This window comes from Streptomyces sp. CB02959 (assembly GCF_002803155.1).
Classification (GTDB): Bacteria; Actinomycetota; Actinomycetes; order Streptomycetales; family Streptomycetaceae; genus Streptomyces.
Genome location: NZ_NNBP01000012.1, coordinates 220,388 through 245,980, shown reverse-complemented (window position 1 = coordinate 245,980; position 25,593 = coordinate 220,388). Strand labels below are relative to the sequence as shown.

Annotated in this window: 31 protein-coding genes and 2 pseudogenes; 5 read left to right on the top strand and 28 right to left on the bottom strand. The window is 69.8% G+C overall.

Annotation, left to right across the window (positions count from 1 at the left end):
- Positions 1–145: 145 nt before the first annotated feature.
- Positions 146–1,054 carry an AraC family transcriptional regulator gene (locus CG747_RS21135; RefSeq protein ID WP_100603340.1) on the bottom strand — a complete coding sequence of 303 codons (909 nt, stop codon included), beginning with the start codon at positions 1,052–1,054 and terminating at the stop codon, positions 146–148.
- A gap of 163 nt (positions 1,055–1,217) precedes the next feature.
- Between CG747_RS21135 and CG747_RS21130 the strand changes: the two genes are divergently transcribed.
- Together CG747_RS21130 and CG747_RS21125 are read left to right on the top strand one after the other, a co-directional pair.
- Positions 1,218–1,868: an NAD(P)-dependent oxidoreductase gene (locus tag CG747_RS21130; RefSeq protein WP_100603339.1), complete on the top strand. Its 651-nt coding sequence runs from the start codon at positions 1,218–1,220 to the stop codon at positions 1,866–1,868.
- A gap of 450 nt (positions 1,869–2,318) precedes the next feature.
- Positions 2,319–2,954 carry a hypothetical protein gene (locus CG747_RS21125; RefSeq protein WP_100603338.1) on the top strand — a complete coding sequence of 212 codons (636 nt, stop codon included), beginning with the start codon at positions 2,319–2,321 and terminating at the stop codon, positions 2,952–2,954.
- Positions 2,955–3,116: 162 nt separating this feature from the next.
- On the opposite strand, the gene CG747_RS21120 is transcribed toward CG747_RS21125, so the two are convergent.
- From CG747_RS21120 to CG747_RS21105, 5 genes are all read right to left on the bottom strand, one after another.
- Positions 3,117–3,473 carry an ASCH domain-containing protein gene (locus CG747_RS21120; protein ID WP_100603337.1) on the bottom strand — a complete coding sequence of 119 codons (357 nt, stop codon included), beginning with the start codon at positions 3,471–3,473 and terminating at the stop codon, positions 3,117–3,119.
- Positions 3,470–4,555, bottom strand: a complete 1,086-nt coding sequence (locus tag CG747_RS21115; RefSeq protein ID WP_100603336.1) for a hypothetical protein — start codon at positions 4,553–4,555, stop codon at positions 3,470–3,472. Before CG747_RS21115 ends, CG747_RS21120 begins: the two co-directional genes overlap by 4 nt.
- 181 nt (positions 4,556–4,736) lie before the next feature.
- Positions 4,737–5,228 carry an NUDIX domain-containing protein gene (locus tag CG747_RS21110; RefSeq protein WP_180985626.1) on the bottom strand — a complete coding sequence of 164 codons (492 nt, stop codon included), beginning with the start codon at positions 5,226–5,228 and terminating at the stop codon, positions 4,737–4,739.
- Entirely contained in the window at positions 5,225–5,407 is a 183-nt protein-coding gene (locus tag CG747_RS48120) for a hypothetical protein (protein ID WP_180985625.1), read from the bottom strand. The genes CG747_RS21110 and CG747_RS48120 overlap by 4 nt, the downstream gene beginning before the upstream one ends.
- A 171-nt stretch (positions 5,408–5,578) precedes the next feature.
- Positions 5,579–5,782 carry a hypothetical protein gene (locus CG747_RS21105; protein WP_100603334.1) on the bottom strand — a complete coding sequence of 68 codons (204 nt, stop codon included), beginning with the start codon at positions 5,780–5,782 and terminating at the stop codon, positions 5,579–5,581.
- A 925-nt stretch (positions 5,783–6,707) separates the two neighbouring features.
- On the opposite strand from CG747_RS21105, the gene CG747_RS21095 reads away from it, so the two are divergent.
- Complete coding sequence (locus CG747_RS21095; RefSeq protein ID WP_100603333.1) at positions 6,708–7,970, top strand: helix-turn-helix transcriptional regulator; 1,263 nt, start codon at positions 6,708–6,710, stop codon at positions 7,968–7,970.
- Between the two features lie 2 nt (positions 7,971–7,972).
- Entirely contained in the window at positions 7,973–8,338 is a 366-nt protein-coding gene (locus CG747_RS21090) for a hypothetical protein (RefSeq protein WP_100603332.1), read from the top strand.
- Positions 8,339–8,418: 80 nt separating this feature from the next.
- Here CG747_RS21090 and CG747_RS21085 read toward each other — a convergent pair whose 3' ends face one another.
- From CG747_RS21085 to CG747_RS21000, 18 genes and pseudogenes are all read right to left on the bottom strand, one after another.
- A complete protein-coding gene (locus tag CG747_RS21085; protein ID WP_100603331.1) occupies positions 8,419–9,090 on the bottom strand; it encodes a collagen-like protein in 672 nt (223 codons plus the stop codon).
- Entirely contained in the window at positions 9,087–9,353 is a 267-nt protein-coding gene (locus CG747_RS21080; protein ID WP_100603330.1) for a hypothetical protein, read from the bottom strand. Before CG747_RS21080 ends, CG747_RS21085 begins: the two co-directional genes overlap by 4 nt.
- Before the next feature lie 10 nt (positions 9,354–9,363).
- Complete coding sequence (locus CG747_RS21075; RefSeq protein WP_100603329.1) at positions 9,364–9,609, bottom strand: holin; 246 nt, start codon at positions 9,607–9,609, stop codon at positions 9,364–9,366.
- 9 nt (positions 9,610–9,618) lie between these two features.
- A complete protein-coding gene (locus tag CG747_RS21070) occupies positions 9,619–10,398 on the bottom strand; it encodes an N-acetylmuramoyl-L-alanine amidase (RefSeq protein WP_100603328.1) in 780 nt (259 codons plus the stop codon).
- Positions 10,399–10,408: 10 nt separating this feature from the next.
- Positions 10,409–10,864, bottom strand: coding sequence for a hypothetical protein (locus tag CG747_RS21065; protein WP_100603327.1), 456 nt, complete (start codon positions 10,862–10,864; stop codon positions 10,409–10,411).
- 31 nt (positions 10,865–10,895) lie between these two features.
- Positions 10,896–12,056: a hypothetical protein gene (locus tag CG747_RS21060; RefSeq protein ID WP_100603326.1), complete on the bottom strand. Its 1,161-nt coding sequence runs from the start codon at positions 12,054–12,056 to the stop codon at positions 10,896–10,898.
- Complete coding sequence (locus CG747_RS21055) at positions 12,056–13,210, bottom strand: hypothetical protein (protein WP_100603325.1); 1,155 nt, start codon at positions 13,208–13,210, stop codon at positions 12,056–12,058. Before CG747_RS21055 ends, CG747_RS21060 begins: the two co-directional genes overlap by 1 nt.
- A gap of 15 nt (positions 13,211–13,225) precedes the next feature.
- Entirely contained in the window at positions 13,226–14,116 is an 891-nt protein-coding gene (locus tag CG747_RS21050; RefSeq protein ID WP_146022119.1) for a phage tail domain-containing protein, read from the bottom strand.
- Complete coding sequence (locus CG747_RS21045) at positions 14,113–17,697, bottom strand: hypothetical protein (protein WP_100603323.1); 3,585 nt, start codon at positions 17,695–17,697, stop codon at positions 14,113–14,115. The genes CG747_RS21050 and CG747_RS21045 overlap by 4 nt, the downstream gene beginning before the upstream one ends.
- Positions 17,698–17,709: 12 nt before the next feature.
- A pseudogene (locus tag CG747_RS49625) lies at positions 17,710–17,850 on the bottom strand (hypothetical protein); the annotation flags it as partial.
- A complete protein-coding gene (locus CG747_RS21035; protein WP_100603321.1) occupies positions 17,832–18,341 on the bottom strand; it encodes a hypothetical protein in 510 nt (169 codons plus the stop codon). The pseudogene CG747_RS49625 and the gene CG747_RS21035, both read right to left, overlap by 19 nt.
- A gap of 92 nt (positions 18,342–18,433) precedes the next feature.
- The gene (locus tag CG747_RS21030) at positions 18,434–19,003 is read right to left on the bottom strand and encodes a phage tail protein (protein WP_100603320.1); all 570 of its coding nucleotides are present in this window, start codon (positions 19,001–19,003) and stop codon (positions 18,434–18,436) included.
- A 43-nt stretch (positions 19,004–19,046) separates the two neighbouring features.
- Entirely contained in the window at positions 19,047–19,400 is a 354-nt protein-coding gene (locus tag CG747_RS21025) for a hypothetical protein (protein ID WP_146022118.1), read from the bottom strand.
- Positions 19,397–19,846 (bottom strand): hypothetical protein, encoded by a 450-nt coding sequence (locus CG747_RS21020; RefSeq protein WP_100603318.1) that lies wholly within the window; start codon positions 19,844–19,846, stop codon positions 19,397–19,399. Before CG747_RS21020 ends, CG747_RS21025 begins: the two co-directional genes overlap by 4 nt.
- A complete protein-coding gene (locus CG747_RS21015; protein ID WP_100603317.1) occupies positions 19,846–20,295 on the bottom strand; it encodes an HK97 gp10 family phage protein in 450 nt (149 codons plus the stop codon). Before CG747_RS21015 ends, CG747_RS21020 begins: the two co-directional genes overlap by 1 nt.
- Positions 20,295–20,972: a hypothetical protein gene (locus CG747_RS21010; RefSeq protein WP_100603316.1), complete on the bottom strand. Its 678-nt coding sequence runs from the start codon at positions 20,970–20,972 to the stop codon at positions 20,295–20,297. Before CG747_RS21010 ends, CG747_RS21015 begins: the two co-directional genes overlap by 1 nt.
- Before the next feature lie 6 nt (positions 20,973–20,978).
- Entirely contained in the window at positions 20,979–21,233 is a 255-nt protein-coding gene (locus tag CG747_RS21005) for a hypothetical protein (protein WP_100603315.1), read from the bottom strand.
- A gap of 39 nt (positions 21,234–21,272) precedes the next feature.
- Positions 21,273–22,574: a phage major capsid protein gene (locus CG747_RS21000; RefSeq protein ID WP_219621500.1), complete on the bottom strand. Its 1,302-nt coding sequence runs from the start codon at positions 22,572–22,574 to the stop codon at positions 21,273–21,275.
- 682 nt (positions 22,575–23,256) lie between these two features.
- On the opposite strand from CG747_RS21000, the gene CG747_RS20995 reads away from it, so the two are divergent.
- Positions 23,257–23,472, top strand: coding sequence for a DUF6243 family protein (locus tag CG747_RS20995; RefSeq protein ID WP_180985624.1), 216 nt, complete (start codon positions 23,257–23,259; stop codon positions 23,470–23,472).
- Positions 23,473–23,729: 257 nt separating this feature from the next.
- Here the strand turns inward: CG747_RS20995 and CG747_RS20985 are convergent, their stop codons facing one another.
- From CG747_RS20985 to CG747_RS20970, 4 genes and pseudogenes are all read right to left on the bottom strand, one after another.
- Complete coding sequence (locus CG747_RS20985) at positions 23,730–24,023, bottom strand: hypothetical protein (protein WP_100603314.1); 294 nt, start codon at positions 24,021–24,023, stop codon at positions 23,730–23,732.
- 74 nt (positions 24,024–24,097) lie between these two features.
- Positions 24,098–24,583: pseudogene (locus tag CG747_RS20980) on the bottom strand (IS5 family transposase); the annotation flags it as partial.
- 14 nt (positions 24,584–24,597) lie between these two features.
- On the bottom strand, positions 24,598–25,245 hold the full coding sequence (locus CG747_RS20975) for an HK97 family phage prohead protease (RefSeq protein WP_100603313.1): 648 nt from the start codon (positions 25,243–25,245) through the stop codon (positions 24,598–24,600).
- Positions 25,242–25,592 (bottom strand): hypothetical protein, encoded by a 351-nt coding sequence (locus CG747_RS20970; RefSeq protein WP_100603312.1) that lies wholly within the window; start codon positions 25,590–25,592, stop codon positions 25,242–25,244. Before CG747_RS20970 ends, CG747_RS20975 begins: the two co-directional genes overlap by 4 nt.
- Between the last annotated feature and the right edge of the window lies 1 nt (position 25,593).

Here is a 25,593-nt window from a genome sequence, read left to right as displayed (position 1 = left end):
CCCCCACCGGTCCGGATCCCCCCGTCCCGGACCGCTCCCAGGCGGGGCGCGACGGCCCACCCCCACCCGCCGCGCCCCGCCCCTTCCGCCCCGCGCCCCTTCGCCCCGCCCCTTCCCGACGACGGGAGCCGGCCGGTCGAGCCGGTCAGTCGCCGCCCCGCACCGCGGCCCGGAACGCGATCGGCGAGATCCCGGCCTGCCGCTGGAAGAATTTGCTGAAGTTGGTGGCGTCCGCGAAACCCAGCCGGTCCGCGATCCGCGACGCCGGCTGGTCGCCGTGCGCCAGCAGCCGTTTGGCCTCCAGCACCACCCGCCGGTCGATGAACTCCTTCGCGCCGACCCCGGCCGCCGCCTCGGTGGCCCGCGACAGGGTGCGCGGGGCATAGCCCAACGTCCGCGCGTAGTCGGCGACCCGGCGGCTGCGGGCGAATCCCCGCTCCACCGCGTCCCGGAACCGCAGGTACGTCTCGCCCGCCTCGCACGCCCCGTCGTCCGGGCGGTCCGCCGGCCCCTCCGGATGCGCGGCCCGCAGCACCAGGACGGCCAGCAGGTGCCGCAGCACCTCCAGGTGCACCTCCAGCGGTAGCCCGCCCAGCGCCCCGAACTCCCGGTGCAGTTGCGTCAATGCCTCGTCCAGCGCCCGGGCCGCGGCGCCTTCGGGGCGCAGCACGGCCGGCCCGTACCAGTCCTCGATCCGGGCCGCGGCGGCGGTCGCCGGATCCAGGAACCCGGACTCGAAGAGCACCAGCCGCCCCTCCGCCCCGGTCAGGTCCCCGAAGTGCTGCACCTGCCCGGGCCGTGACCACAGCAGGTCCCCGGGCTCCAGGGCGTGCTCCCGGAAGTCGACGCAGTGCACCAGGTGCCCGCGGTCCAGGACCAGCAGGTGGTGGAAACCGGGCCGGTGCGGCGTCGAGAGCCGGCAGGCGTCCGCGCGCTCGCGCAGCTCGGCGAGGGTCAGCACTTCCACCCCGGCGGGCCGCCCGGCCGGCGCGGAGAACGCCACCTCGCGGATCGCCTCTGCATCCTCTCGGGGGTCCTGTCGCTTTTTCACCATGACCCGTCGCCTCGCTACCCCGGAATCTCCCGTTGATACCCCTAGCGTAGGAGACGTCAGCAAGGCTGATGGCGGAAAACGGCAGCCGCACCACGGAGGCCGCCACCCCGCGCCCTACCCCCGGGCGCACCTAGCCCGCACCGAACCACTGGGAGAACGCACCATGTCCAAGATCGCTCTGTTCGGGGCCAACGGCACCATCGGCAGCCGCATCCTCGACGAGGCCCTGCGCCGCGGCCACCAGGTCACCGCGGTGGTCCGCGACCCCGCGAAGGTCACCGTGACCCACCCGGCCCTCACCGTGGTCTACGGCGACGCGCTCGATTCGGAGTCCGTCACCGAGGTGGCCAAGGACCAGGACGTGGTGGTCAGCGCGGTCGGCGGCGGCGACGGCGCCGGCCACATCGCCACCATCCGGCCCGCCGCCGAGGCGCTGGTCGAGGGGGTGCGGAGGCTGGGCGGCAACGCGCCCCGCCTGATCACGGTCGGCGGCGCCGGCTCGCTCCGCAAGCCCGACGGCACCCAGGTCTGGGACACCGAGGGCCTCCCGGTGGTCCTGCTCCAGATCATGCACGCGCACGGCGACGCCCTGGACTTCTACCGCACCGTCTCCGACGTCCGCTGGACCAACCTCAGCCCGTCCGCCACCATCGAGCCCGGCGAGCGCACCGGCAGCTACCGCACCGCCACCGAGGACCTGCTCGTCGATGCGGACGGCAGCAGCCGGATCTCCACCGAGGACTACGCCGTCGCCATCGTCGACGAGGTCGAGCAGCCCCGTCACATCGGGGAGCGTTACACCGTCGGCTACTGAGCACCCGCCGCCGCCCGTGCCGGCGGCGGCATCTGACCCGGAAACACCGAAGGCCCCCGATCCGAAGATCGGGGGCCTTTATGCTGGGGTGAGTAACGGGACTCGAACCAGTTTTTTGACCCTATTGTGACCTGCGAGAACTCGTAAAATCGGGCGAAACCGGTGCAGTTCGATGTCGTTCGTTGACGCTCACCGACCCCGATTGCGGTCCCGTTTGGCCGCGGCCAAACGGCTCGGCCACACAGGGTCGGGCCCGCAGGCGGTGAGTAGAAAACCGCCTAACCGTGATCTGGAAACGGCCCGACGCCGCAAGCCGCAGAAGGTCCCGTCCATGTCCCACAGGGCGGACCGCGAAGGGGGTTCGCTGATCCGACCATCGGCTGGCGGTGGTCTCCCCAACCTTGCTGCACTCGGCCATCATTGAGGCATCGCAACGGAGTTGGGGGCTTCATGCTGGCGGACGAGTACGGCTATCAGGTGTCGTCGCAGCCGGCGGCGCAGTACTTCCCCCCGGGGCGAATGGAGTGGATGCGGCACGAGCAGCGAGTGTGGCGCGGCGCGTCGTGGGTGGCCGGCCTGTTGGCGGTCGTGGGTGTCACCGTGCTGCTGACGGTGTGGATCCCCGGAGGGCTCGCCACTCCGGGCTGGGCCGTCATGCTGTGCACCGGTGCCTTGTGTAGCGTGCCCCTGGCCTGGGGCATCGCTTCAACCGCTTACGCAAGGTCGGAGCCCATCGTGAACGTCGCCCAGGAGCATCCGTTCCAGTCGTGGCCGTGCCAGCTGGAGCAGACAGGCAGCGGTGATCGGTTGTTGCTCCTCCTGCGCCCTGACGGCGGCGTGGCGCGGGTACTTTCCTCGGCCGTTCCCGACGGCGTGTGGCACAGCATGGCCGACGGGCGTGGTGTCCTGTGGATCGCCGGTGACCTGCGCCTCGGTTGCGTCGCGGCCACGCCGGGCGCCGAACAGGTGTGGGCTGCCTCAGGGGTCCCGTACGGGTTCGACGCATCCCGTCCTGGTGCTGGCCCGGTGGAGGACGAATTGCTCCGCGCTGTGACGCACGAGGTGTTCGACGACTGGCTGTCGTGACGTGCCTACATGCAATCCTGCTCCGCTGCCGGCGTGCCACCAAGGGGCTCTGTGAGGCAAGCGCGGGCGGCGTCCACGAACACCTCGGGTTGGCGCCCGGCGTGTGCGCAGCAGAACGCCCCGCCCGTCACGAGCACGCAGGCGGGGCGAGGGGGCGAACGCTTACGACTCGACGAGTTCGATACCGATGGCGAGCGCGCCGAGCGCCTCTTTCTCCGGGGGGTAGATGGTCCGGATGTTGGTGAGCTGCTGCTCGCGGCTGGACGTGGGGTTGATGTTCGCTGGCCCCTCGCCGTCGAGCAGTGCCTCGAAGTCGTCGTATCGGGTGACTCGCGTCACGCGTACTTCGCATGTCTCCTCGGTGCCCTTGATCCGGAAGCGGATCAGGTGGCCAGCCGCGAGGTCTTCGAGGTGCGGGTACCGGACCCGCACCTCGATGCTCTTCCGGCCCGCGGCGACGAGATCGAAGTAGCGCCGGAACAGGTTCAGCTCGTGGACGCGGGTCGTGGTGTCGGTCATGGTGCGGGGATGCTCCTTGTCGCAGGCGCTGTCATGAGGCGGCCGAGTTCGCTGGCCGAGTACGAGCGGAAGAAGTGCCGCGGGTCGCTCAGCAGCACATCGGCCATGCGCAGCAGGCCCCCGGCGTACTCGGGCAACGAGCCTGCCCACATGCGGGTGTCGAGCATCCAGGGGGCAGCGCCATCCGGCAAGGGGGCGCGACCGTCGCGGATCAGGGACTTGCTCAGCTTGGCGCCGGTGTCGGTGACGACCTGCGGGCAGAACAGGCGGGCGGGAAGCTGGCCGCTCGCGCCGAGCCCGGCGGCTTGCATGGCGCAGTCGACGAGCTGTGAGCCGAACACCCAGTCGCCGCCCTTGACCATGACGTACAGCCGGTCACGTTCCTCGGCGAGGAGTACTTCCTTGACGAGGTTCCGGTAGAGCGTCGCCAGGTCGAGGTACCCGCCACCGGAGGGGTGGACGGCGACCTCGTAGGGCCCGTGGTGGAGGCATACCGCGGTGATCTCGGCGCAGTCGGTGTCCAGCAGGATCCGGGTGCGCTCGGCGTACTTCTCGGCCCATCCGCATCCCGGGCGCGGGCAGGGGATGCGGACGTGCGGCACGCCGTGCGAGGGGTCGAGCCACCACCGCGTGGCGTCGAGGCGGCGATGCGCGCTCAGCCAGGTACGCCGGAACCGCTCTTCCGCCTGTTGCTGGGAGTACATCTCGATGGCGTACGGGATGTGCAGTTGGCGCGACAGCTCGTCGAAGAGCGGCCGGTACAGCTCGTTGACCTGCTCGACGAGGGCGGCCTCGCCGAGCGCGTGGGCGTAGGCCCGCTGGTAGCGGTGGCCCGAGGCAGGGTCGGTGACGACCTCGTGCGGGGCGTTGTCGAGGGCGCCGAAGTGCACGGTGACGGGCACCTCGAAGCGGTCGCGGACGCGCGCCGCGGCGGCGAAGCTGAGGGACTGGACGAGCGAGGTACCCAGATGGGGAACGCCGTTGATCTGCGTGCCCACGACGAACGTGACGCCGGCCGGGCGCATCAAGGCGATGCGCGGAGCGAGCACGTCCTCGGCATGGGTAAGCGCATTGGCCAACACGGTGTTCGGTGAGACGGGATAAGACACATCCGTTCCCTTCCGCTTGTGGTGGGTGCACTGATCTGGTGCTCCGCACGTCCCGCGCATCACAGGGAGGGGACGTGCGGAGCGGCCTGGCGACCGTCAGGGGCCAGGCGCCCGTCCGGCCGGAATCGGCCGGCCAGCCGGACGGGAGTCGGGGCTAGGGCACGTACGGCCGGCTGGCGCCTTCCAGGAACAGCGCTCCGCCGCCCACCTTGGCGACGTACAGAGCGGCCTGCACCCGCGCGGCCGTGTGGGGCTGTGCTGCGTCTGCGAGCTGTTCCGGGGCGATGAACGCGTACTCGCTGAACTCGGCGCTCTTCAACCGGACCTCCGCCTTGGAGGAGAGTTCTCCGCAGTCGAAGATGAGGTTGCTCCCCTCCGCCACCTTGGTCGTGGCCGGCATGTGGTGTTCGACCAGCAGCAGACCGGGGGTGGCGTGCAGTCCGGTCTCCTCCAGCACCTTCCGGCGCAGCGCCGCGAGGGCGGATTCGCCGCCGACGGCGCACCCGCCGGGAAGGCACCACGGGAGTTCGTCCCGGTCGCGCTTGCGGAGCATCAGGGGATGGCCGGCGGCGTTGCGGAAGAGGGCAAGCGCCCCGACCCGGCGGCCGTCCGGGTTGGTGAACTGGTCCCGTGCCGGCGCGGTCACGCGGTCCCCCTGCCGGTGCCGTGGTTGCGGGAGATGTCCGCGGCCTGCTCGGCGGCGAGGTCGTCCAGCACCTCGCGCACCGCGGGCGGCAGACCCTCGTCCCGGGCGGCGTTGACCGTCGCACCGAGGGCGCAGATGTCGCGGAACAACTGCTCGTCGTCGGGGGTGGGTTGGGTCATGACAGTGTCCTCGTCGTGGGGTACAGGATGGGGATGCGCCCGCCCGCCGCGGCGGCCAACCTACGGGCGGGCGCTGCGCTCTCATCCGCCATCCCAGGGGGAAGAGAGGAAAGCCCCGGGTGTGGCGGCGAGGAGCGCGCCCGGCGATCCGTGCGCCGGGGGTCTGTGCGGTCAGGCGGCGGGGGCCTGCTCGTCGGCCAGGCAGTAGGGGCAGTTGACCCGGCGGAACCACTCCTCGACCCGGTCCTCCGGGGAGCCGTCGCCGCACTTCGGCCGCTGCTTGCCGGCGACCCAGACCAACTCGTGGACGGTCATCACGTCGTCGCCGACGGTCCCCGACATCACGCCGTACGCGGGTTCGCTGGTCGTCGTCATCACCCCGCCCACCACAGGTCGAGCCCGAGTCTGGGGAGCCGCGTGCGGTGGCTTCCCTTGTGCTTGTGGCGCCCGTCGCACCGGGCCCACTTCGGTAGGCCAGGAGGCCGGTGCTGGACGGGCCACGGGTGGCGCGCGGTGCACTGCCGGGGGCTCACGCCTGTCTCCCTGCGGTGCGGCAAATGTCGCAGGTGTAGGGGCAGGGCGGGACCTTCTCGGCAGGCACGAACGTCACTCCGGGGAGGACGTAGCCCCGATGCATCTCTGGCTCGTCGCCGGCTCGTTCGCGCTCGTTGTCCGGGGCGAACGTGCGGCCGACGTCTTGGGAAGAACTCACCGCCGCCCCTTCCTGTGTCCGCTCGGGTGGCTACGGATTTCCCGGCTTACCTCGTACGCCTTTTTCAAGTTCCGGTCACTCAGTGCTTCGTCGAGTTCGGCTTTCAAGGCCGCGCAGACGCCGCACTCAGGCGCCAGGCGGACGCCGTACAACCATCCATCGATGGGCAACTCAACTGGCTCTTGTGAGTACTGGGTCGGAGCCGTCACCGTGTGCCCGCGCAAGTCCTGGTCGGGCCCCCGCACCGGTGGCACTGGCAGGGCGGCCACGCCCCCGTTGATGGGATACGTGCCGAGGGTTTCACTCGACTCTCCGGCCGGAGGGATACCCGGTTCCCTGCTCTGTCGGTTCGGTACACCGCGAGTGTCATGCCACTCATGGCGCCTCCTACTGGTTGCTCGGTTGTCCTTCCGTCCCCCGTTGACAACGCGCCGAGCCACGGCCGTGGAAGCCGTTCCGGCGAGCACTCATAGCCAACCGCCGGGGATCGCTGCGGGCCACCGCATCCATGCGGCACCCTTGATGCACCTCCGATGCACAGTTGCGCAGCATGGGTAAGACCCTGATCGAGCAGGGAAGGGGGCTGAAGTGGGCCTAGCCGAACAGCGAAAAGCCATGGGTTACAGTCAGGAGCGCTTCGCCGCCGTAATCGGTGTCGACCGCACAACGGTTGGCCGCTGGGACCGCGGAGTGACAACACCCGAGGCGTATCACCGGCCCAAGATGGCCGAAGCGTTACAACTGAGCCTCAACGAACTCGACGCATTGCTGACTCCGCCACGAGCAGATTTCCAGGAGTGCACCGCGTCGCCGCCTTGCGACCGACACGGCACTGAGGAAATCGATGACATGATCCGACGTGAGTTTCTACGCCTGATGGTGGTGGCGGGCGCCTTGACTGCACTGGCACCCGGCGACGCAGACGCGATAGCCGAGATAGTAGACCGACGTTCGGCGGACGACTTCCGATTGATGAACAGTCACCTGTGGCAGGTTTATCAACTGGCCCGTTCCAAAAGATCCGTGACCCCTGTTGTGCAGGATCAGCTTGGCGCGCTGAATGATGCACTGAAGGAATCGAGTCGCGGGGCTGGCCTATGTGAGGCCGCGGGCGACTTGTTTCAACTCGCCGGAGAACTCTCGTTTGATGGAAATCGCTACACGGACGCAGCAGCGTCCTATGCTTTGGCCGCATCTGCGAGCAGTAACGTGCAAGCATTTGACCTATGGGCGTGTGCACTCGTTCGTCATGCCTATGTCGACCTCTATGAGGGGCGCTACACGGAAGCCGCCGAAACCCTGGACGTAGCGGGGCGAGTTGCTAAGCGTGGTGACAGTGCATTGTCCACCCGCCATTGGGTTGCCTCGGTGCAAGCTGAGGTGTATGCCGGGCTGCAAAACCTAGGTGCCTGCGAAAGAGCCCTTGATGAAGCGCAGCGCGTAGCCGACCTGGCTACGCCTGTCCACACCGGTGGATGGCTTCGATTCGATGGGTCTCGACTCGCTGAAGAACGGGGGGCGCGGTACGTGCAGCTCGGGCGGTTGGACCTTGCCGAGGAGACACTCAAGCGCGCACTCGAATCGAGGGCGCTGTCCAAAGGCCAGTCTTTCCGGCGTCGCGGGGCGGTGCTGGTGGACCTGGCCGCAGTTGGGGCAAAGCGCCGTGACGTGGAGCAAGTCATAACCTATGGCGGTGAGGCGCTTCAACTCGCCAAGCAATCCGGCTCGGGGTATATCGCACGTCGGCTCCAAGGTCTTCAAATGGATCTACAGAAGTGCGGGCGAGATGGTCGCGTGGCCTCCTTCAGTACTGAAATCGGTTCCCTGCAAACGATGTTGAGAAAGGGGTAAGAGTGTCGCAGCGAGATGGGTCAAAGGTGTTCCGTGAGGCATGGATCGCGGGGGTGCGCGAGCATTTCCCTGGAGACCCGAAGCCGGGATATGTGACGCCTTGGGATGGCACTCCCGAATGGGAGCGTCAAGCGGCAGGTGCCGTGTATGAGCAGGTTCGCCAATTCCTCGCATTGAGCGACGGGAACGCAACGCGACTCACGCGCGAACAGAAGGGGCGCTTCGTCGCCACTTGCTGGACGGCTCAGATGTATAAGCACTTCGAAAGCCCGAAGCCTGGATACGTGGCTGACTGGCCCGCTCTCCCGGACTGGCAGAAGGAAACCGACTCGGACATTTTTGAGGCCATCGAAAAGTCGCTGCTTTAAGACGGTACATCTGATGGACGCCCGGACGGCGTAGCAAATGGCTCTCACCTTACAGGTGGGGGCCATTTGCCTTGGGGCGCTCACATACGCCGCCGGTCCGGGGTGAGGATGGCCGGCTGCGATTTTGATGGGCCGGGGTCCGGCGACGTGGGCGCGCCATCACGACGGCACACCAGCGCGTCCGGATCGCCCGGCGGGACCTGGAGGCGATACCCGGTCGGGCAGGTCTGCCCGTCCCGGCCCGGAGCACCATCCCGGCCCGGCGCCCCGTCCTTCCCCGCCGTCCCCGCAGGGCCAGCAGGCCCGGCCGGACCCGCGGGACCAGCCGGCCCCGGGACCGTCGAATCGGATCCGTCCTTCCCATCGCTGCCCGCCGCACCCGTCCGCCCGGGTGCACCAGACGGCCCCGTCGCGCCGGGCTTCCCCTGCGGTCCCGTCGCGCCGACCGGCCCCGGGATCGGCACCGGCACCCGCGCCCGGTCCGACAGGCCCGCGATGGCCTGCGACGGATCCGGCGCGGCCGGCGTGCGGCCGGCCGCCTTCACCTGCGCTCGCAGCGTGCGGACATCGGACGCCAGCGTCGACACCGCCGAGCCGCGCCGGTCGGCCTCGGCGGCGAGCTGGTCGGCGCGGCTGGCCTCGGACGTTATCCGGGCCCAGATGATCAGTACGGCACCGGCGAGCGCGACGAGCGTGCAGACGAGCGCGAGGGATCGCCAGCGGTGCGCGAGGGCCCGCTCGGTGCGGGTCACGGGGTACCTCCCAGGGTGATGACGAGGGCGCGGAGTCGGGCAATCTCGGCCTGGTCGAGGGCGCGGAGCGCTGCCTGTTCGGCGAGGGCGAGGGCCTGCTCGTGAGTCTTCCGGTCGAGCCGGTCGCGCTCCTCTTGCAGGTTGTCGGTGAGAGAGCTGTAGCCGGTGAGGGCGTTCTCGCCCCGCTTGCCGAGGTACGCCACCACCGCGCCGGAGAGCACCCCTGCGAGCGCGAGCACGCTGCCGAGGGTGGTGGCGTCCAAGGGGGTCCTCCTACTGGATCACACGGGGAAGACGGGGGTTCACCGTCTCGGTAAGGCCCGGCCCGGTCGGGCCACCGCTGGTGGCTATCGCGGTGAGCAGGGCGAGGGCCGCAGCCATCCCCGCGGCCGACAGAGCGCCGGGCCAATCGGCGTCGACGATCCCGGTCGCATTGGCGCCGAGGATCGCGACGAGGGCCTGAGCGAAGGTGCGGACGGCACGCTCGGCGGTGGCCTTCCAGAACGCGGACGTGTTCATGAGCAACTCCTACTTGAGCTTGAGCTTTTGCCCCACGCGGATCACGTCGGGGTTCTTGATGGCGTTGAGCTTCACCAGGGCGGCGACGGTGGTCTTGAACCGGACAGCGATGGCGCCGAGGGTGTCGCCGCTCTTCACCGTGTACGTCGCGGCCGAGCCGTTGCCGGGCCGGACCTTGAGGCGGGCCGCCACGTCGTCCCGGAAGTCGGCCATGCCGACGAACGGGCCGCCGGCCGGGTCGATCTTGTCGTCCGACCACTCCCGGTGGGCGATTGCCGAGCGGGCCGTCCAGCCGTGTGCCCGGCACAGTGCGGCGGTTGCTTTGACGATGGCGTCGTACTGGACGGCTGGCCACGGGTCCTTGCTGTCGCCGAGGTTGACGCACTCGAACCCGTAGAAGCGCGAGTTGCCGTCAACGCCGTCCGCGTTGCCCTTGGTCGGGCGGGGCGGGCGCTCGCCGTAGTCCTCGGCGATGACGTGCCGCAGGACTGCCGGGTCGCCGCCGCCAGCGTGGTTGGCCCGGCCGTACCCAACGACGTGGACGGTGCCCGCCTTGTCGATCACGCCGTGACACAGGGGGCCCGGCAGGGCGGCGTAGCCGGTGCGGCAGATGCTCACGCTCGAATCGGTGCCCTTGGTCACGGTGTGGTGGATCATCACGCCGTTCATCGGGCCCCACGCGCCGTGGCCGGCGCGGTTGTGGTGCTCGGCGTCGCCGACGATTTCGACGGTGAGTCCCTCGGCCCGCAGGGCGGTGATGAAGCGGTCGAAGGAAAGGGGAGTTGCCATGGTGTTCCTCTCAGAGTTGGCGGGCGAACCGGGCGGCAGAGCCAATGGAACCGCCGCCGCCGAATTTCCCGCCGGTAGTCGCGCCGCTGGTGCGCTTGGTCTGAATCTGGATTTTGAGATCCGGGGAATTCCGGTAAGGGGAAAGGTCGAGCGTCACCGCTGGAAAGGTGTACGTGAGTGACGCGGGCACGCTGCCCGACGCAATGACGGTGGTGTCGTTGACGACTACCTGCCACGCCCCGCCGGTGTAAGTGGGGCTCACGTAGTCACCGATGAAGACGAGGCCGAGTGAAAGCATCGCTGCGCGCGGCGTGATGATCGTCTCCCACGTCGTCATGAAAGACGCGGCCGTATCGTCGTAGGCCATCACCCGCATGTTCGTGGGGTAGAAAGGGACTTCGTCGACCTCGCGGCCGGCGCGCTCCAGCCGATCGAGGCGCTCCTCGACGATCGCAAGGCGCTCCATCGGGTCCCGGCTCTTGGAGTAGGCAGGCACGTCACACCGCCCCGCACTTGAGGGTGATGCGCTCGCCGCCCGACTCGGTGACGGTCGTCTCGATGGACAGGATCCGCAGCTCGCTCCGGCGCCCGGTCGGCATCCGCTCGTCCGGGGCGATCACGACGAGGGCCACGTCCCCGACCTGATACGAGCCGTAGACCGGATCCGCATCCGCCACCACCTGAAAGGTCGGCTGCGTGTCAGCCTGCGTGGCGGCGGCCAGATCAGCACGGGCCGTCCCGTCCAGCCGGGTTTGGTCGAGGACATCCGAGTACGTCGTCACCCGCTCCAGCAGCGGGTAGCCGGCCGTGAGCATGTCGGACGCCTGCGCCGAGCTGTTGAGCCGAGCCTCGCCGGTCCCGGCGCCGAGCGCGGTCACGTCGGTCGCCACCTCGACGCCGTTCTCGGGCCAGTCGTAGTCAAGGATGCTCGGCTCGGGCCCGCCGCTGGAGAACACGAGACCCGACTCGGCCGCCGACTGGCGACCCCGCCGCGGATACCAGACCCGGGCCCGCTTCACCCGGGCCGGCGGGTTGTTGTTGGCCGGCTGCGTCCAATAGCACTCGACACCGAAATCAAACCCGTCGTCCGCCGTAGCGAGAGCGGCGATGGCGTCATAGATTACCGGCCGCTCGTACCCGAAATATGTCGCCACTCGATAAATGCCGGTTGCAGGTTCGCCCGCGAGATTTGAAATTCCCACGCCGATATCCCCGTACGGTTGGACGGCGGCGTACCGGAGCAACGACCAGACCATGTAACGCTGATCAGCGTAAAGCCACTGGCCGTCAGGCACATAGGCGGGATTCGTGATCAGGCTTTGGTCGGTGGAAAGCGTCGTGCGGACGGTCCGCCGCTGGTAGTACGACATGAACTCGGCGGCCTGGATTGCCTTCCCGCCCTCGACGAGTTCTCGCGTCCACACGATCCCGCCCCACACGATCACCCCGTCCCGGTCCACCCACACGGCGGTGCGGGCCGGCCGGGTCGCGGTGTCGGGGTCCAGCGGGATCGTGTCGTCGGTGTACGGCACCGTCGCACTGAGGGTGCCGATGCCGTTCAGCTCAGTGGAGAACCGCACGTCACGTAGGGGCAGTTCCGCGAGTACCGCGTCCGTGCGCAGGTCGCAGAACAGGTAGGTGTAGGTGTGGCCAGCCATCACGCCACCCGTTGGACGCGCAGCCACGAGTCCGTGCGCATGATCGTCGCCGTGGTGTCCGTGGCCGCCTGCGCCCACTGCACAGCCAACGGGCCCGAACTCCCCGCGGTGCGCAGGATCCCCCGCAGGTGCAGGGTCTCGTCCGTGGTGTCCGCGCCGTAGCTGCGCGGCTGCGTGTTGGCGACGCTGTTGGGGTTCATCCGCACGGTAAACCCGTCGATGCCGACCGAGGCGGGGACGCCGCGGCCGAGCCCCACCGCACTCCAAGAACCATCCGAGCCGGCCGGCCCGGACAGCGCCACGTTCAGGTCACCGGTGGTGCCGCCGGAGTACACGAGGTACGCGTCCACGGTGTACGTCGACAGGGCGGTCACCGACACCGAGAGGTGCGGATCGGCCGACATGGCAACCGTGGAGGCGCGGGAGGTGTCGGCGGACTTGCGTGCGAACCCGCCGGCCCCCGCCCCGAGCGCCAGAGGCATGATGCTGCCGTCGGCCCGGCCGTAGGCGAACTGATCGATGTCGTACAGGTAGAACACCTGCCCCGGGTGGGGGCGTGGTGGCAGGACACTGTAGGCGACGGGCAGGATCCCGCCGATGGACACACTGAAATTCCGCAGATCGGCGATGTTGCCGCTCGTGATGCTCGTGACCTGCGGGGCCACTGCGATCGAGGCGAGGATCTGCGCCGAGGCTGGCAGGGCCGGGAGAACCGCAGTGGCGGCCGACGAGGCGTAAGCGCCCTGGATCACCTCAAGGCGCCACTCCGAGGTGCTGCCGCTGGTCTCGGCGTCGTACACCGAGGCGACAACGGCGTCCTTGCGGTACTGGCCGGCCGCGCCCGCCGGGGCGATGGTGAGGAACTTGTCGGCGTCGTTGACGCAGGTGTAGGCGCCATACCCGCCAACGTCGTGGTTGTCGACCCAGGCGAATCCCGCGCTGACGATGACGCTCATGTTCGGCGTGGCCGCCGCCCGTACCCTCAGCTGGTAGGACTGGTAGCTCGGCTTGACGCCCTGCCGGATCCGGAGCGGCGTGGCCTCATCGGCAGCAAACCCCGGATAGCACATGGACGCGCTGATGGCGCCGAGCCGGTCGGTGCGCGCCGGGTAAGAGCCGCCCTGCATCCAGGCGGGCGGGGTGATCTCGGCCATCGCTGGCCCCTTCCTCTACAGGCTCGTGTCCCGCCACGTGACGGTGAGCAGGGACGTTTGGCCGGGCGCGCCCGGCAGGGCCGCGCCTCGGTAGGCGATCTCGGAGTCACCGGGCGGCAGGACCGGCCACTCGGAGCCGGCCCGGACCCAGTCACGGCGGGGCGCGGATCCCATGAGCAGGACCGCCCGCGTGCGGGTGTCGACGGTGAGGTACTCACCCGGCTGGAGCGTGCCGGTGATGCTGAGCGTCGAGCTATCCCCGGCCGTGTTGGAGCCGCCGGCCGCGGCGCTGATTACCTCGACGACCGGCTGAGCGACCGGCCCGTCAATGCGCAGCAGCGGATAGGCGATGCTGTCCCCGCCGTTGGTGATGGTCAGCCGGCCGGACGATCCCGCCGAGCCGTACGTCCGCGGGTAGGTGAGCGGGTAGGTACGGCCGGCGCTCGGGCTATACGCCGTCGTGCTGGCTGTGTACTCCGTGAGGGAGTACAGCCGCGGGTCCGGGCAGTAGACCTCAAGGGCGGCCTCGCCCGTCGTCCACAGGTAGTGGGCGTCGTACGGGATCGAGCGTTTGCGGATCTTGCCGTACGCCACGATGTCCCAGTCGAGGAACCGGAGCGGGGCCGGAGCAGGTGCCGGCTGTGTCGCCCGGCGCAGTGCCAATTTCAGGTCCCGCAGCGCGGCCGGGTCATCGGCACGCAGGACCAGACCGAGTTGGATGGTGCGGGCGCCGGTGTAGTCCGGGCCGCTGTACTCCCCGTGCTGGGACGGCCGGTTGGTGTCGTCGCTCCGCACGTCCGGCAGGTCGTCGAGGCCGAGCAGGGACTCGACGCCGTACGGCGTGCCGGGGCCCATGAGCAGGTCACCCCACTGGATCCGGCCGATGGCCTCGGAGAGCATCGTCACCGCCTCCCCACGAGGCCAGACCAGGACAGGGCCCGCAGGATCCCGTCCGGCGTGGCGTCCGTCTTGTACAGGTTGAACGTCTGGTTCGGTGTCCCGCCGGAGCTGGGGCCGGCGTAGGCGCTGCTGAGCGCGCCGACGGCGGGCACGCCGGCCGCGCCGCGGGTGGCCGCGGTGGCGAGCGCGCCGGATGCCGCAGCCACCGCCCCGGCCGCGCCGAGCATGCCGCGGCGCAGGCCCTCGGCCGTCTGCGCGCCGATGTCGGCGAACACCCGTGATGGGGAATGGATCTTGAGTTTCGACTTGATGGTGTTCGTCATCACCGCGGCGATGAGAGACATCTGCCGCTCGATGAGCGACTGGGAGCGCTTGAGGCCGTCCACCATCCCCTGCGCCGCGCGAACACCGGCCCCGTACATCTGGTCCGCCACCGCCCCGCCGACCTTCCCCGCCGCGGTGGCGAGCTGCCCTTGCAAGCTGTTGACGCGGGCGAGTTCGGCGTCCGACGCGCGGGACAGTGCGGCGGCGGTGGCCGCCCCGCCCCCGACGCCTGCGTCCGTGATCTGCTGGAGCAGGTCCGCGCGCAGGCCGCGGGCGCGGAGCGCGGCGATCTGGGCGGCGAAGTCCTGCGCCTTCTTCACCGCCTGTTGCAGACCGACGGTGATCGCGGTCACCGAGTTCACGTCGGCGTGGCCCTCGGTGATGCTCGTCTCCCCGAGCACCTTGCCGGCCGTCTCGGCGGCGAGCTTGGCGCGGTCCGCGGTGATGCTCGCCAGGCGCTTCGTCGCCGCGGCCAGCCTCGTCGCCACCGCGTCCCGACGCGCGGCCAGTTGGAGCAAGTTGGCGTTATCGCGCCGGACACGGTCGAGAAGGGACCCGAGTCCAGAGACCTTGCGGCGGTTGCCGGCGTTCACGTCGATTGCCCGCGCGATCAGCGTTGTGACCTTCCCGAGGGTGGACTTGAGGGACGACGTGCTGCCAGTGATGCCCCTGATGAGGCCGTCGATCAGGGTCCGGCCGGCCGGGGTGAGCAGCGTTGCGTCCCGCCGCGGCGGTCCCTTCCAATCCGGGATGAGGCTGGTGAGTCCAGCGAGCACCGATTGCACGCCGGGGATCGCGGCCCGGATACCCGCGATGAGGCCGTGGACGATCGAGGCACCGGCGTTCCACAGGAGAGAGCCGAGGTTGCCGAGGGCGCCCGTGATCCGGCCGGGCAGGCTCCGCACCCACGCGATGGCGTCGCCCATGCCGGACTCGATCATGTTGGTGAAGCGGCCGGCGGCGTCGCTCGCCAGTGAGGCGATTCGGCCCGGCAGCGATGCGAGCACGCTGAGAGCCTTACCGGGCAGTGAGGCCAGCCACGAGACGATGTCGCGCACCATGTCCGGGATGACGGAGTGCCCGACGAGGTGATCGTAAAGCCACTCGAAAAGGCTGGAGATCTTATCGACAATCCACTTCACCGCGTCAATGCCCGGCTGCAATTTGCTCTGAAGCATCTTCATGAAGTCGATGACTTTTTGCAGTGCGGGAATCACGTACTTCGTGATCGCTTCCGCACTGAGGGAGACGAAAGCGGCGGCGAATTTGGCCAGCGGCGGCAGGATCTTGACGACGGCAGGGAGGAGCTGCGCCGCCACCTTGGTGCCCATCTCCGTGAGCTGCGGGAGCAGGGGCGCCACCGCTACCAGAACCTTCCCGATGGCCTTACCGACCTCGCCCATCGACGCCGCGAGCTGCGGCATGATCGGTGCCAGCGAATTGAAGATCGTGACGAGTTGGTCAGCGTACCCACTGATCAACTTCGCAATGATCGTCACCAGCCCCGAAAGCACTGGTGCCAGATAGGCGCCAATTCCGGACGCCACATTCTGAATTACCGGAGCCATCGCCTTGAATACCCGACCGAGCGCCCCGAAAATCGGCTCAATCGCGGGAAGCAGCGCGGCGATGATTTTGCCGACGGCCGGCAGCAGCGGCGCCAGCGCGGTGAGCAGCGATCCGAACGCCTTGGCCGCCTCGCCGAGGACCGGACCGAGTGCTCGGATGACCGGCTGGAGGGCGGCGCCCAGAGTCCGGATGAGGGACTGCACGGGCGGCCCGAGGGCGGTGAGCACCTGCCCGACGACGCCAAGGGCCGAGGCCAGCAACGGCCCCGCCGTCTGCGCGAGTTGAGCCATCGTCCCGAACAGCGCCCGGAGACCGCTCTGCACCTCGGGGGTGGCGAACGCCTGCCGCATGCTGCCCGTGATCTGCGTCAGCGTGGTGAGGAACCCGCCGCCGCTGGTCTGCGCGGCGGAGAACAGGTTGCCGATGATCCCGACGACGTTGCCAGCCATCTGCATGAGCTGACCGAACAGGCTGACGGCCGTCTCGATCGCGCGCTCCATCGCACCGGACTTGAACGCCGCGCTCATCCGCTCCGAGAGGCGGTCGAGCGCCTGCCCCGCGGCGCCGCTCAACCGCTGGAAAGCGGGCGCAGCGGCAGCGCCGATCTGCCCGAGCCCCTGCACCACGATCCCCGGCAGACGAGAGAACGAGGACATGCCCGCCGTGGCGCCCTGGAGGGCGATACCGAGGGTGCCGTCCCGGCCAAGCGTCCGCGCCGCCGACAGAGCGCTCTGTGCCATCCGGTTGAGGGTGCCGGCGGACGCGTCGAGGGCCTGCCGCAGTACCGGCAGGGTGGCCGCCGCGGTGCTCCTCAACTGCGTGTCGAGGCCAGCGAACACCTTCTCTTGAACGGAAGCCTTGATCGCGTCCAAACCCGGCTTGGCGTCCCGCAGGGCGCCCACAAACGCCCGCGCGGACGGCGTCAGCCTCGCGAGGGCCTGCTCGTACTCGTCCGCCTTGGTCGGGTCGAACGCCGCCTTCACCGCGTCGCCCACACCAGACACGGCGAGCTTCAGCGCGCCCGCCGTCGTGGCCACCCCGAGCACCCCGGTAGCGGCCAGACCCGCCGCCGGAGCCATCTGCGCCAGAGCCGCCGTAGCACCCGCGGCCACCGGCACGATCGCCCCCACCGCCGCACCCACCCGAGACAGCGACGCTGACAGGCCGCCGAGGCTGCCCGCCATGTCGCCGAGCCGGCCGAGCGCGCCCCGCAACCTCTCCGTGTTGGCCTCGGCATCGTGCACGTCGACGTGCACGTCTATCTCTGGGTTGGCCGCGTCCACGGCGGTGGCCGCCGCGCGGATGTCCGCGAGGTTCGCGGCGGCCTCGGATACGAACGCCCGCACGCCGATGTCTGGGTGGGTCCGCGCGAGGCGCTCGACGTGGGGTTCGAGCCTGTCGAGCTGTTTGAGGGCGTCCTCGACGCTGATATCGACGCCGATGCGCTGGCGGCCGAGGCGGTCGAGGTCGCGCCGGATCCGGTCGAGGTCCCGGTCAAACTGGTTGGAGTCGTCCCTGATCTCGACGGGCGGGATGTTGTTCGTCGCCGCCTGCACTCGCCGTTGCAGGGACTCGCCGAGCGCCTGCCCGACGGTCGAGCCCTGCCGGGTGGCGTCCGCGACGATCCCGCTCGTGTTCTGGAGATCGACCTGAAGATGACTGATCAGGTTGGGGAGATTGATCTGCTCGGCCATCGGTGCCACCTCCTATCTGCGGGTCATCGCGGCGAGGTCCATGAGTCCGGGGCCGCTGGTCTGCTGCTCGGGAGCGGTGCCGCTGCGGTGCGCGGCGCGGTGCTGGTCGGCCAGCGTCATGAGCTGGTGCAGCGTCATGTCCCAGAAGGCGCCGGGCGGAAGGTGGAGGGCGCCGACGGCGAGGTAGTAGCACTCGGCCCAGGGGAAGGCGTCACCGTCTCGACCGGCCGGGCGGCCGGGGCCGCCGCGGCGTTTCCCTCGGCGCTCTTCATCGCCTGCTCAAAGGCGCGGGTGAACGCGGTGACATACGAATCGAGGTGGCCCGGGTGCAGCAGGTCGCCCAACTGCCGGCCGTCGCGCCGCTTGTAGACGATCTCGGTCACGTGCCGGCGGCCCTTGGCGTCCTGGTGCTCACGGACGTACGGCTCGAACATCCCGGACGAGACGGCCCCGGCGCCGATGATCTCGATGAGCGGGCCGAACGCTGCGCCGTCCGCCTGAATCACGGACTGCACCGCGGCGACGGAGCCGAACCGGGCCTCGATGAGGGCCAGTCCGCGGAACGAGTAGACGAGGGGGACCTCGGTGTCGTCGGCGAGGGTGATGGTGGTGCCGGGGGCGAGCAGGTCAATGCCTGTGGTCATGGTGGTGTGTCCTTGGGTCAGTGCCGGGGTTCGGCCTGCGGGTGTTGCGTGCGGCCGGGCGGGCGGCGCGGGGACGACCCGCCCGGCAGGTCTCACGTGACGGCGATGGCTACGGCGGTTTCGTTGATCACCGCGTCCAGCCACTTGCCGGAGGAGATCAGCGGGTCGGCGTCCGCCTCGAACGACACGGTGCGGAAGTCCTCATCGGCGAACCCAACCTCGGGAAACTTGCTGAGGGTGCAGCAGTAGAGGACCCAGTGCAGGTCACCGCCGATGATGTCCACGCCGTTGGCAGGAGTGACCCCCTCCAACTTGAACGAGGGGAGGGTGCTGGAGCCGGTGAGCGAGTACGTCGAGGTCTGCGCCGGGGTGGTGCCCGTGCCGGTCGTCGTGCCGCCAGTGATGGCCGCCAGAGCCGCGAGCGACAACTTGGCGTGCTCGACCTTGACGGTGATGCCCGAGATAGCCGAGTTGGTCGCAAGCGGCCCGTTGTCGCCGCGGAGCTTCTTCGTCTCGATGTCGCCGCTGATCTCGAACGACTTGATACCCGGCACGTCGATGGGCACGTCGTACGTGGCGGCGCCGCCGGCGGGGTCCGCGGTGAGCCGGCTGATCTTGGCGTCCTGGACGCCGTACACCTTGGTGATCGGGGAGAGAGGCATTGCGGTTCCTTCCTGGTGCCGGGGTCCGGCCCACGTGGGTCTGCTACTCGACGGAGAGGTCTGCGGACGGCGCGGCCATGACCTGCCACGTCTCGTCCCGCGGCGGCGACTCGGGCGGCAGGTCGCCCGGTACGGTCTCCAGCGCGCTGCCGGGGACGAGCGCGGCGAGGGCGTCGTCCACCGTCCCGGCGTCCTGCTCGACGATCACGCCGTCGAGCAGGTAGAAGAGGTAGCCGGGCAGACCAGCGACGGGGAACACGCACACTCCACCGGTCTGCGTCTCCTGATCTGCGGAGATGCGGAGGATGGGCCGGCCGGTGCGGGGCGGGAGCCGGTTGCCGAGGCTGCGCACCACCTCGTCACGGTCGAGCGGGACGTAGATCGGGGGCATGCTCATGCGGGGATCACCTCGGCGGGTGTCAGGGTCCGCTGTACCTCGACGGTGATCGAGTGGCGGACCCGGTTGTCGGCGATGGGGAACCGGTCGATGTCCCGCACGCGCACGGCCGATACCGGGCTCGGCGCGGCGGGCAAGGTGCAGCCGTGCAGCGCGACGGCGAGCACCTCGGCGAGGCCGTATCGCTCGGCGTTGCGGGCGCGGGCCGCGCCGGTCGCGGCGCGGGCGTGCTGGATGAGGTCGACGGTGAGGGTCTCGGTGACGACGATCTCGGCCGCGGTGTCACCGAAGTCACCGCAGGCGCCGGTGTTGGTGGTGATGGCCTGCTGCTGGATGACGATGAACGGCGGGGCCTGCCCGTCGCGGGGGCCGTCGCGGAACGCGGGCACCCCGAACGCCAGGGATTCGAGGCGGGCCTTGATGGCGCCCTCGGTGGTCGCGGCCATCACCGCCCCCTGATCTGTTCGAGGTTGCGGCGGAAGAAGAACTCTGTGGCCTCGACCGCCGGCCGCAGGAACGGCTTTGCGGCGGTGCCGGGGTGGTTGACCTTGGCGACCGGGTGAGCAGCGCCGGGCCAGTAGAGCGCGCGGCCGTTCTTCGGCACGATCACGTGCGGGGCCGTCCCGTACTCCACCGCCGCGGCATAGTTCACGTTCGTGCCGACCTCGTACCCAGCACCGCGGCCACGGGTCGGCCGGGCGACGATGGACGACCGGAGCCGGCCGGTGTCGACCGGCGCCACCCGGCGGGCCTCGTTCTGCACGTCGGTGCCGGTCCGCTCGACCGCGCGCCGCACGTCGGCGGACATCCGGCCGAGGACCCGTCGTAGGCCCCGCTCGTAGGCGCGGGTGTTGATCCGCGCGGTCGCCGAGGTGTCGAAGTAGCGGCGGGCCATTACACGCCCCCGATGAGGGACGGGCCGTGGTTGAGGTGCCCGGCGAGAAGGGCGTCCACCTGCGTCGAGCCGGTCGACGCCGATGCGGCGACGGGTGTCGCCGACGGGCCGTCGGTGTGCTCGATGCGGACGTTGTTGCCCTCGTCGTCGACATCGAGGGTGGGGTCCTGCGCGGCGTCGGCGTCGGACGGCGCGGCCTGCGCCTGGATGTGCGCGGCGAGCAGCGCGCACGCCTGCACCACCACCGGCGGAACCGAGGCCGTGCCGAACTCGCCTTCCACACGCACCTGCTCGTGCTCGCCGAGCAGGCTGCCCCACCCGCCGGCCCACGACTCAGCACCGGCGATGAGGTCGTCCCACCCGCCCCACGTGAGGTGGACGGCGTCGATCTGCCCGAGCACGTCAGACGACGTGACGCGGTAGGCCGACGGCGGGAGGGACGGGGCGTCGTCGGCCCCGTCGGTGAGCGGGGTCACCGACGAGACCGACCGGACGCGACGCGGGAGCAGCACCAGGCCCCCGGGCGTCACGTCCCCCACCACCACCATGGAGAGGGGCTCGAAAGCCTGCCGGGTGTACGCGGTGATCCGCTCGGTGGCAGCCTCGATCCACGCGGTGACCTCTGGGTCGGTCCCGGTGCACCCCGCGGATCGGGCTTGCGCGACAGAGCAGTACACCGGCGGTCAGTCCTCGACGGTCTCGGCGGCGGCGAGTTCGCGCGCCGCGGACTCCGTGACGGTGGCGCCCTTGGCGACGATGAGTCGGGCGTGCCCGCCGGGGTGGGTGCGGACGACGGGGCCGTACGGCGCGGCCTGGTCGTCGAGCGCGCGGAACGCATCGTCGGGCGCGGTCTGGCCTACTTCCCACCCGCTGCCGGCGGCGTACTCCTGGGTGCGGACGGTGGCCTGCGGCCGGTCCTCGGTCTTGCGTGCGGCCACGGTGGGCCTCCTCACGGTGTCGTGACGGGCAGGGACGAGTCAGGAAGTGGCCGCGGCGAACGTCACCTTGGTGAAGGCGCGGGGGGTGTGCACGGCCAGGTTGGCGCGGCGCTCGGCGAGGATCACGAGCGTGTTCGCGAGGAAGAAGTCCGCGTGGCTGTCGGTCATGAGGATGGTGATCCCCTGCCGCTCCCACAGCGTGGCGCCGGTCCGGAACCCGCCGAGGAGCGCGGTGCCCTGCGCCATGGCGACGGTGGTCACGACGGTCAGGCCCCACAGACGCATCGCTGCGCCCGGCTCGGTGACGCTGGTGATGACGCGGAACTGCCCGTTCGCGTCCGTGTCCAACTCGATGTCCTGCCAGTCGAGCGGGTTCATCACCACGGCATCCGGCGGGTACAGCGCCAACTCGGCCTGCGTGCGGGCCTTGCGGACCGTGATCAGCTTCGCGTCGGTGCTGCCCACGCCCGGCTGATAGGCGCCGATCCCCGGCGTGGTGAGAATCCCCTGCATCTGCGTGGTGCCGGTGCCGGTGAGGATCTGCCGGTCGAGCTGGTACTCAAGGCCGTAGGTAAGCCGGCCGTTGATGTACCCCATCATCTGGCCGTCGTCGTCCGCGGCCTGGCGGGTGATGGGGACCCAGTGGGCGACCGTCTTGAGGCTGGTCGTGATGGTGTCCCACGAGAACGGGCCGGACTGCGGCTTCATGGTGCCTTCGGGCACGACCGTGGCCTTGTTCCACGTGCCGGTGCCCGCGACCGGGCCGGAGGTGTCGCGGACGTATTCGAGGGTGTTGCCGCTGCTGGTCTGCCGATCGAGGAGGTTCGCGACCAGCAGCGGGAAGTCCGGGTTGGTCGGAATCTGGCCCGGCTGGCGCTCCGGCCGGGTCGGTACGCCGTTGGTCGTGGTGACCGTTCCGGTGGGGGCGTCGCGGTGCTCAACGGAGAACTTGCCGACGGCGCCGTTGGCGCGGAAGTTGGCGAGGGCCTTGGACCGGATGAACGCCTCGGCCGCGGTGACCGGGTGCGGGGCGCCGTGGTCGTCGGGCTGGTGGCCGGGCTCGGTGCGTCGGGTCTGCGGACGCGGGTCCGGGTCGCTGGCCGGGAGCGCGGCGGCGCGCAGGGCTCGCAGGCGGGCGTCCCGCTGGTTGGCCTGGTCGATCTGCGCGGCGATCTGGTCGGCGCGCTGCATCAGCTCGTCGAGGTCCCCGTCATAGTCGGGGTCCTGGAGCAGGCGGACGATTTCGTCGCGCTGCTCTGTGAGGGTTGGGGCGCCGCCCTTGATGGGGTAGATCGGCCGTCCGTCGCGGCGGCGGCCGATGGGACGCACGCGGTTGCTCATGGCGGTCCTCTCGGTCCGTGGACGGCGCGCAGCCGCCCAGATGTCTGGGGGTCTGCGTCCGTCTGTCACGGCCGGTGGATCGCGCCCGGCATGCCCGTGGCGTTTACGTCCGGTACGGGCGGCCCGGATGCGCCGAGAGTAGAGCAGATGGCCGGCGCCGCGACGATGGGTGCCGCAAGTCGCGTCATGAGGACCGGTTACCTGAGCCGGCGCCGTGGTGGCGCCTGTGCAGCGTCCGTAGCGGCACAGTGTCGACGCCAGCACGAGCGAACTCGCTCGGAGGGTTGCTTGGCTAAAGGTTGTCTCGTAACGGTGGGGCGCAAGTGAGATGATCTCTCATGCCGTCAGTATGCTCGCGACCACTGACAACGCCCGCGGCGGCCCAGTAACGCCCATCTGGACCTGCCCCGGGGGGCGGTGACTACCGGCGGATGCTGGCTGTGCTGAGATTCCCGGAAGGAAACGGCTGACCCTGGGCGCCCGCCGAAGGCCCGGCCGACGCCGGGGCGGCGAAAAGGTTGGTGTGCGGGGCCGGCGGAACCGGGTAACGTCTTTGTCATGTTCTTCCAGGCGCCGATTTACGAGTGAGCGTGATGGGCCCCTGCTGACGTCCTTCGACGTCGCCGCCCGTCCCCCCGCCGATGAATCCGTAGATCACTTCACATCATTACCGGGAGAACCCGTGACCGTGAGCAAGAACATCAACAACCCCGTGGGCATGGGCGGCGGCCAGCGCAAGAAGCTGTCCCGCACCGAACGGCAGAACAACGGTCCGCACCGCAACCTCGATCGCCAGGGTGCAGCCGCCCAGAAGGCGGAGCTGGTGCGCAAGATGCGCGAGAAGGCAGGCGCAGCTGAGGGCGCCGGGCAGGCGGGCGACGACACCGCACAGAGCTGACGCACCGCCGCAGCAGGGCGGTACCGCACGGGGCAGGGCCCGGACCACGACTCGTGGTCCGGGCCCTGCTGCCGTACCTGGCGCGGCCGGTCCCGATCAGCTCTCGGCCGACCACCTGCGTCTCAGCCGACCACCCGGGGCAGCCGCAGATTCAGCAGCCCCGTCACCGCCACCACCCCGAGCTGCGCAAGGAGCGTCACCACCAGCGCGTTCCTCGTGCCCAGGGGCGACACCGCAGCTAGGGCCTGTCCGGCGGATCATTCTTCGGAGTCGAGGGCCCGGAGGTCGTAGAGGTAGGAGCGGTCGTTCTTGAAGCTGCGCCAGACGGTGGCCGGGGGCTCGGGTTCGTCAGCGCGGCTGTTGAGGGGGTAAGCGGTGACGAGGCCATCGGCGATCTCACAGTGCCAGCCGTCGGTCGGCGACCAGACACACCGCACGTTCCCGTCCGTTCGGCGGTAGGTGGGGCGGCCGTTGTGCTCGCCGTCGCGTTCGAAGTGGTAGCGGAGCCCGTCGATGTGGCGCACGAAAGTGAAGGATGCAAGTGCCGTCATGGCTTCGGCACTGTATGGGACGAACGCTGCTGGGGGCTAAGCAGTTCTGGGCGTAACCAGGTGCCGGGCACATCTCACGGGCGGAGCCAGAGCCGGATTGCGGCGACTGTGACGGTGCCGTGGAAGACGTAGGCCCTTTTGTCGTAGCGGGTGGCGACGGCTCGGGAGTTCTTGAGCCGGTTGATCGTCCGCTCGACCTCGTTGCGGCGTTTGTAGGTCTCGCTGTCGAAGCCGGTGGGCCGGCCGCCCTTGCTCCCGCGTCTTGTGCGGTTGGCCCGCTGATCCTTCGGCTCGGGGATGGTGTGCTTGATTTGGCGTCTTCGCAGGTAGCGGCGGTTGCGGCGTGAGCTGTATGCCCTGTCGCCGCCGAGGTGGTCAGGGCGGGTGCGGGGCCGTCCGCCCTGCGGTCGGGGAACGGCGATGCGTTCAAGGACCTCGATCATCTGCGGCGCGTCGCCCCACTGGCCGGGCGTGACCACGAAGGCAATGGGCCGGCACCCACCCTCGCCGGCGAGGTGGATTTTGCAGGTCAGACCGCCCCGGGACCGTCCTAGTCCTTCTAGGCGTTCCTGCGTCATCGAGGGACCCCCACCAACCGCAGTAGTGCCACCCGCCGCTGACGCTGGGCGAGACACTGCGCCTTGGCGGCCTGCCGTTCCTTCTCGGCTGCGGCTTGGCCGTTGGGGGAAGGCGGCGCCGGGGCCGAGATGTCCTCGTACAGTGCCCCGAGTGCGCTCCGTACGGTCTTCAGCTTGGAGCCGGGGACCGCGGCCATACGGGCGGTGATCTGGCTGACCTCGACGAGCCGGGCCGAGCGGATGGTCTCCACTACGGCGGCGCGGTCCTCGTCGCTCATCTCTGCGAGCTTCTCCCACGGCGGGAGGTCGGTCCGGACGAACCCGACGGACAGGTCCGGCGCGCTGCCCGACCGGGCCATGGTGCGCGCGTCCCGGCCGGCCGCGGTGTCGTCGTACCGGCCGGAGATGTAGAGACCGTCGTCCCGCTCCTCGGCGGTGAACGTGCCGACAGGCTGCATCGGGGAGTGCATGAAGAGCATGGCGTAGGAGCCCTTGAGCCCCTTGCGGAACACCCGCTGGCGGAACGTCGTCCCGTACGAGTCAACGACCCCGTACCGGCAGGCCAGCCCCTCGAACGTGCCGTCCCCCTGGTCGACCGCGCGTAGGTCGATGTCGACCGCCGCGCGGAACTCGATCTCCGTCATCGCTGCTGTCCTTCCTGCGCCCCGCGGGCGGCGTGCTCGGCGTACTGCTCGGCGACCGCTTCCATCAACGGCCGGTGGGCGGGCGACAGAGCTGGGGCGTACCGGTACGTCGCCACCCCGTCCGCTTCGCGGTCGAGGGCGTAGACGATCCGGCCCCGGGCCAGCACCAGCGTTCGGGGCAGGCTGCCGTCCGGGGTGCGCATTACCGCCCCGCTCTGCCCGTCGTACGGGCCGCGGCGCACCTCGCGCAGCGGGACTCCCGGCGGCCGGTAGGCGTCGCGGTACTGCTCGTGCTCGGCGGCCTGGAGCACGCACGGCACCTCGCCGCGGAGCAGGGTTGCGGCCATG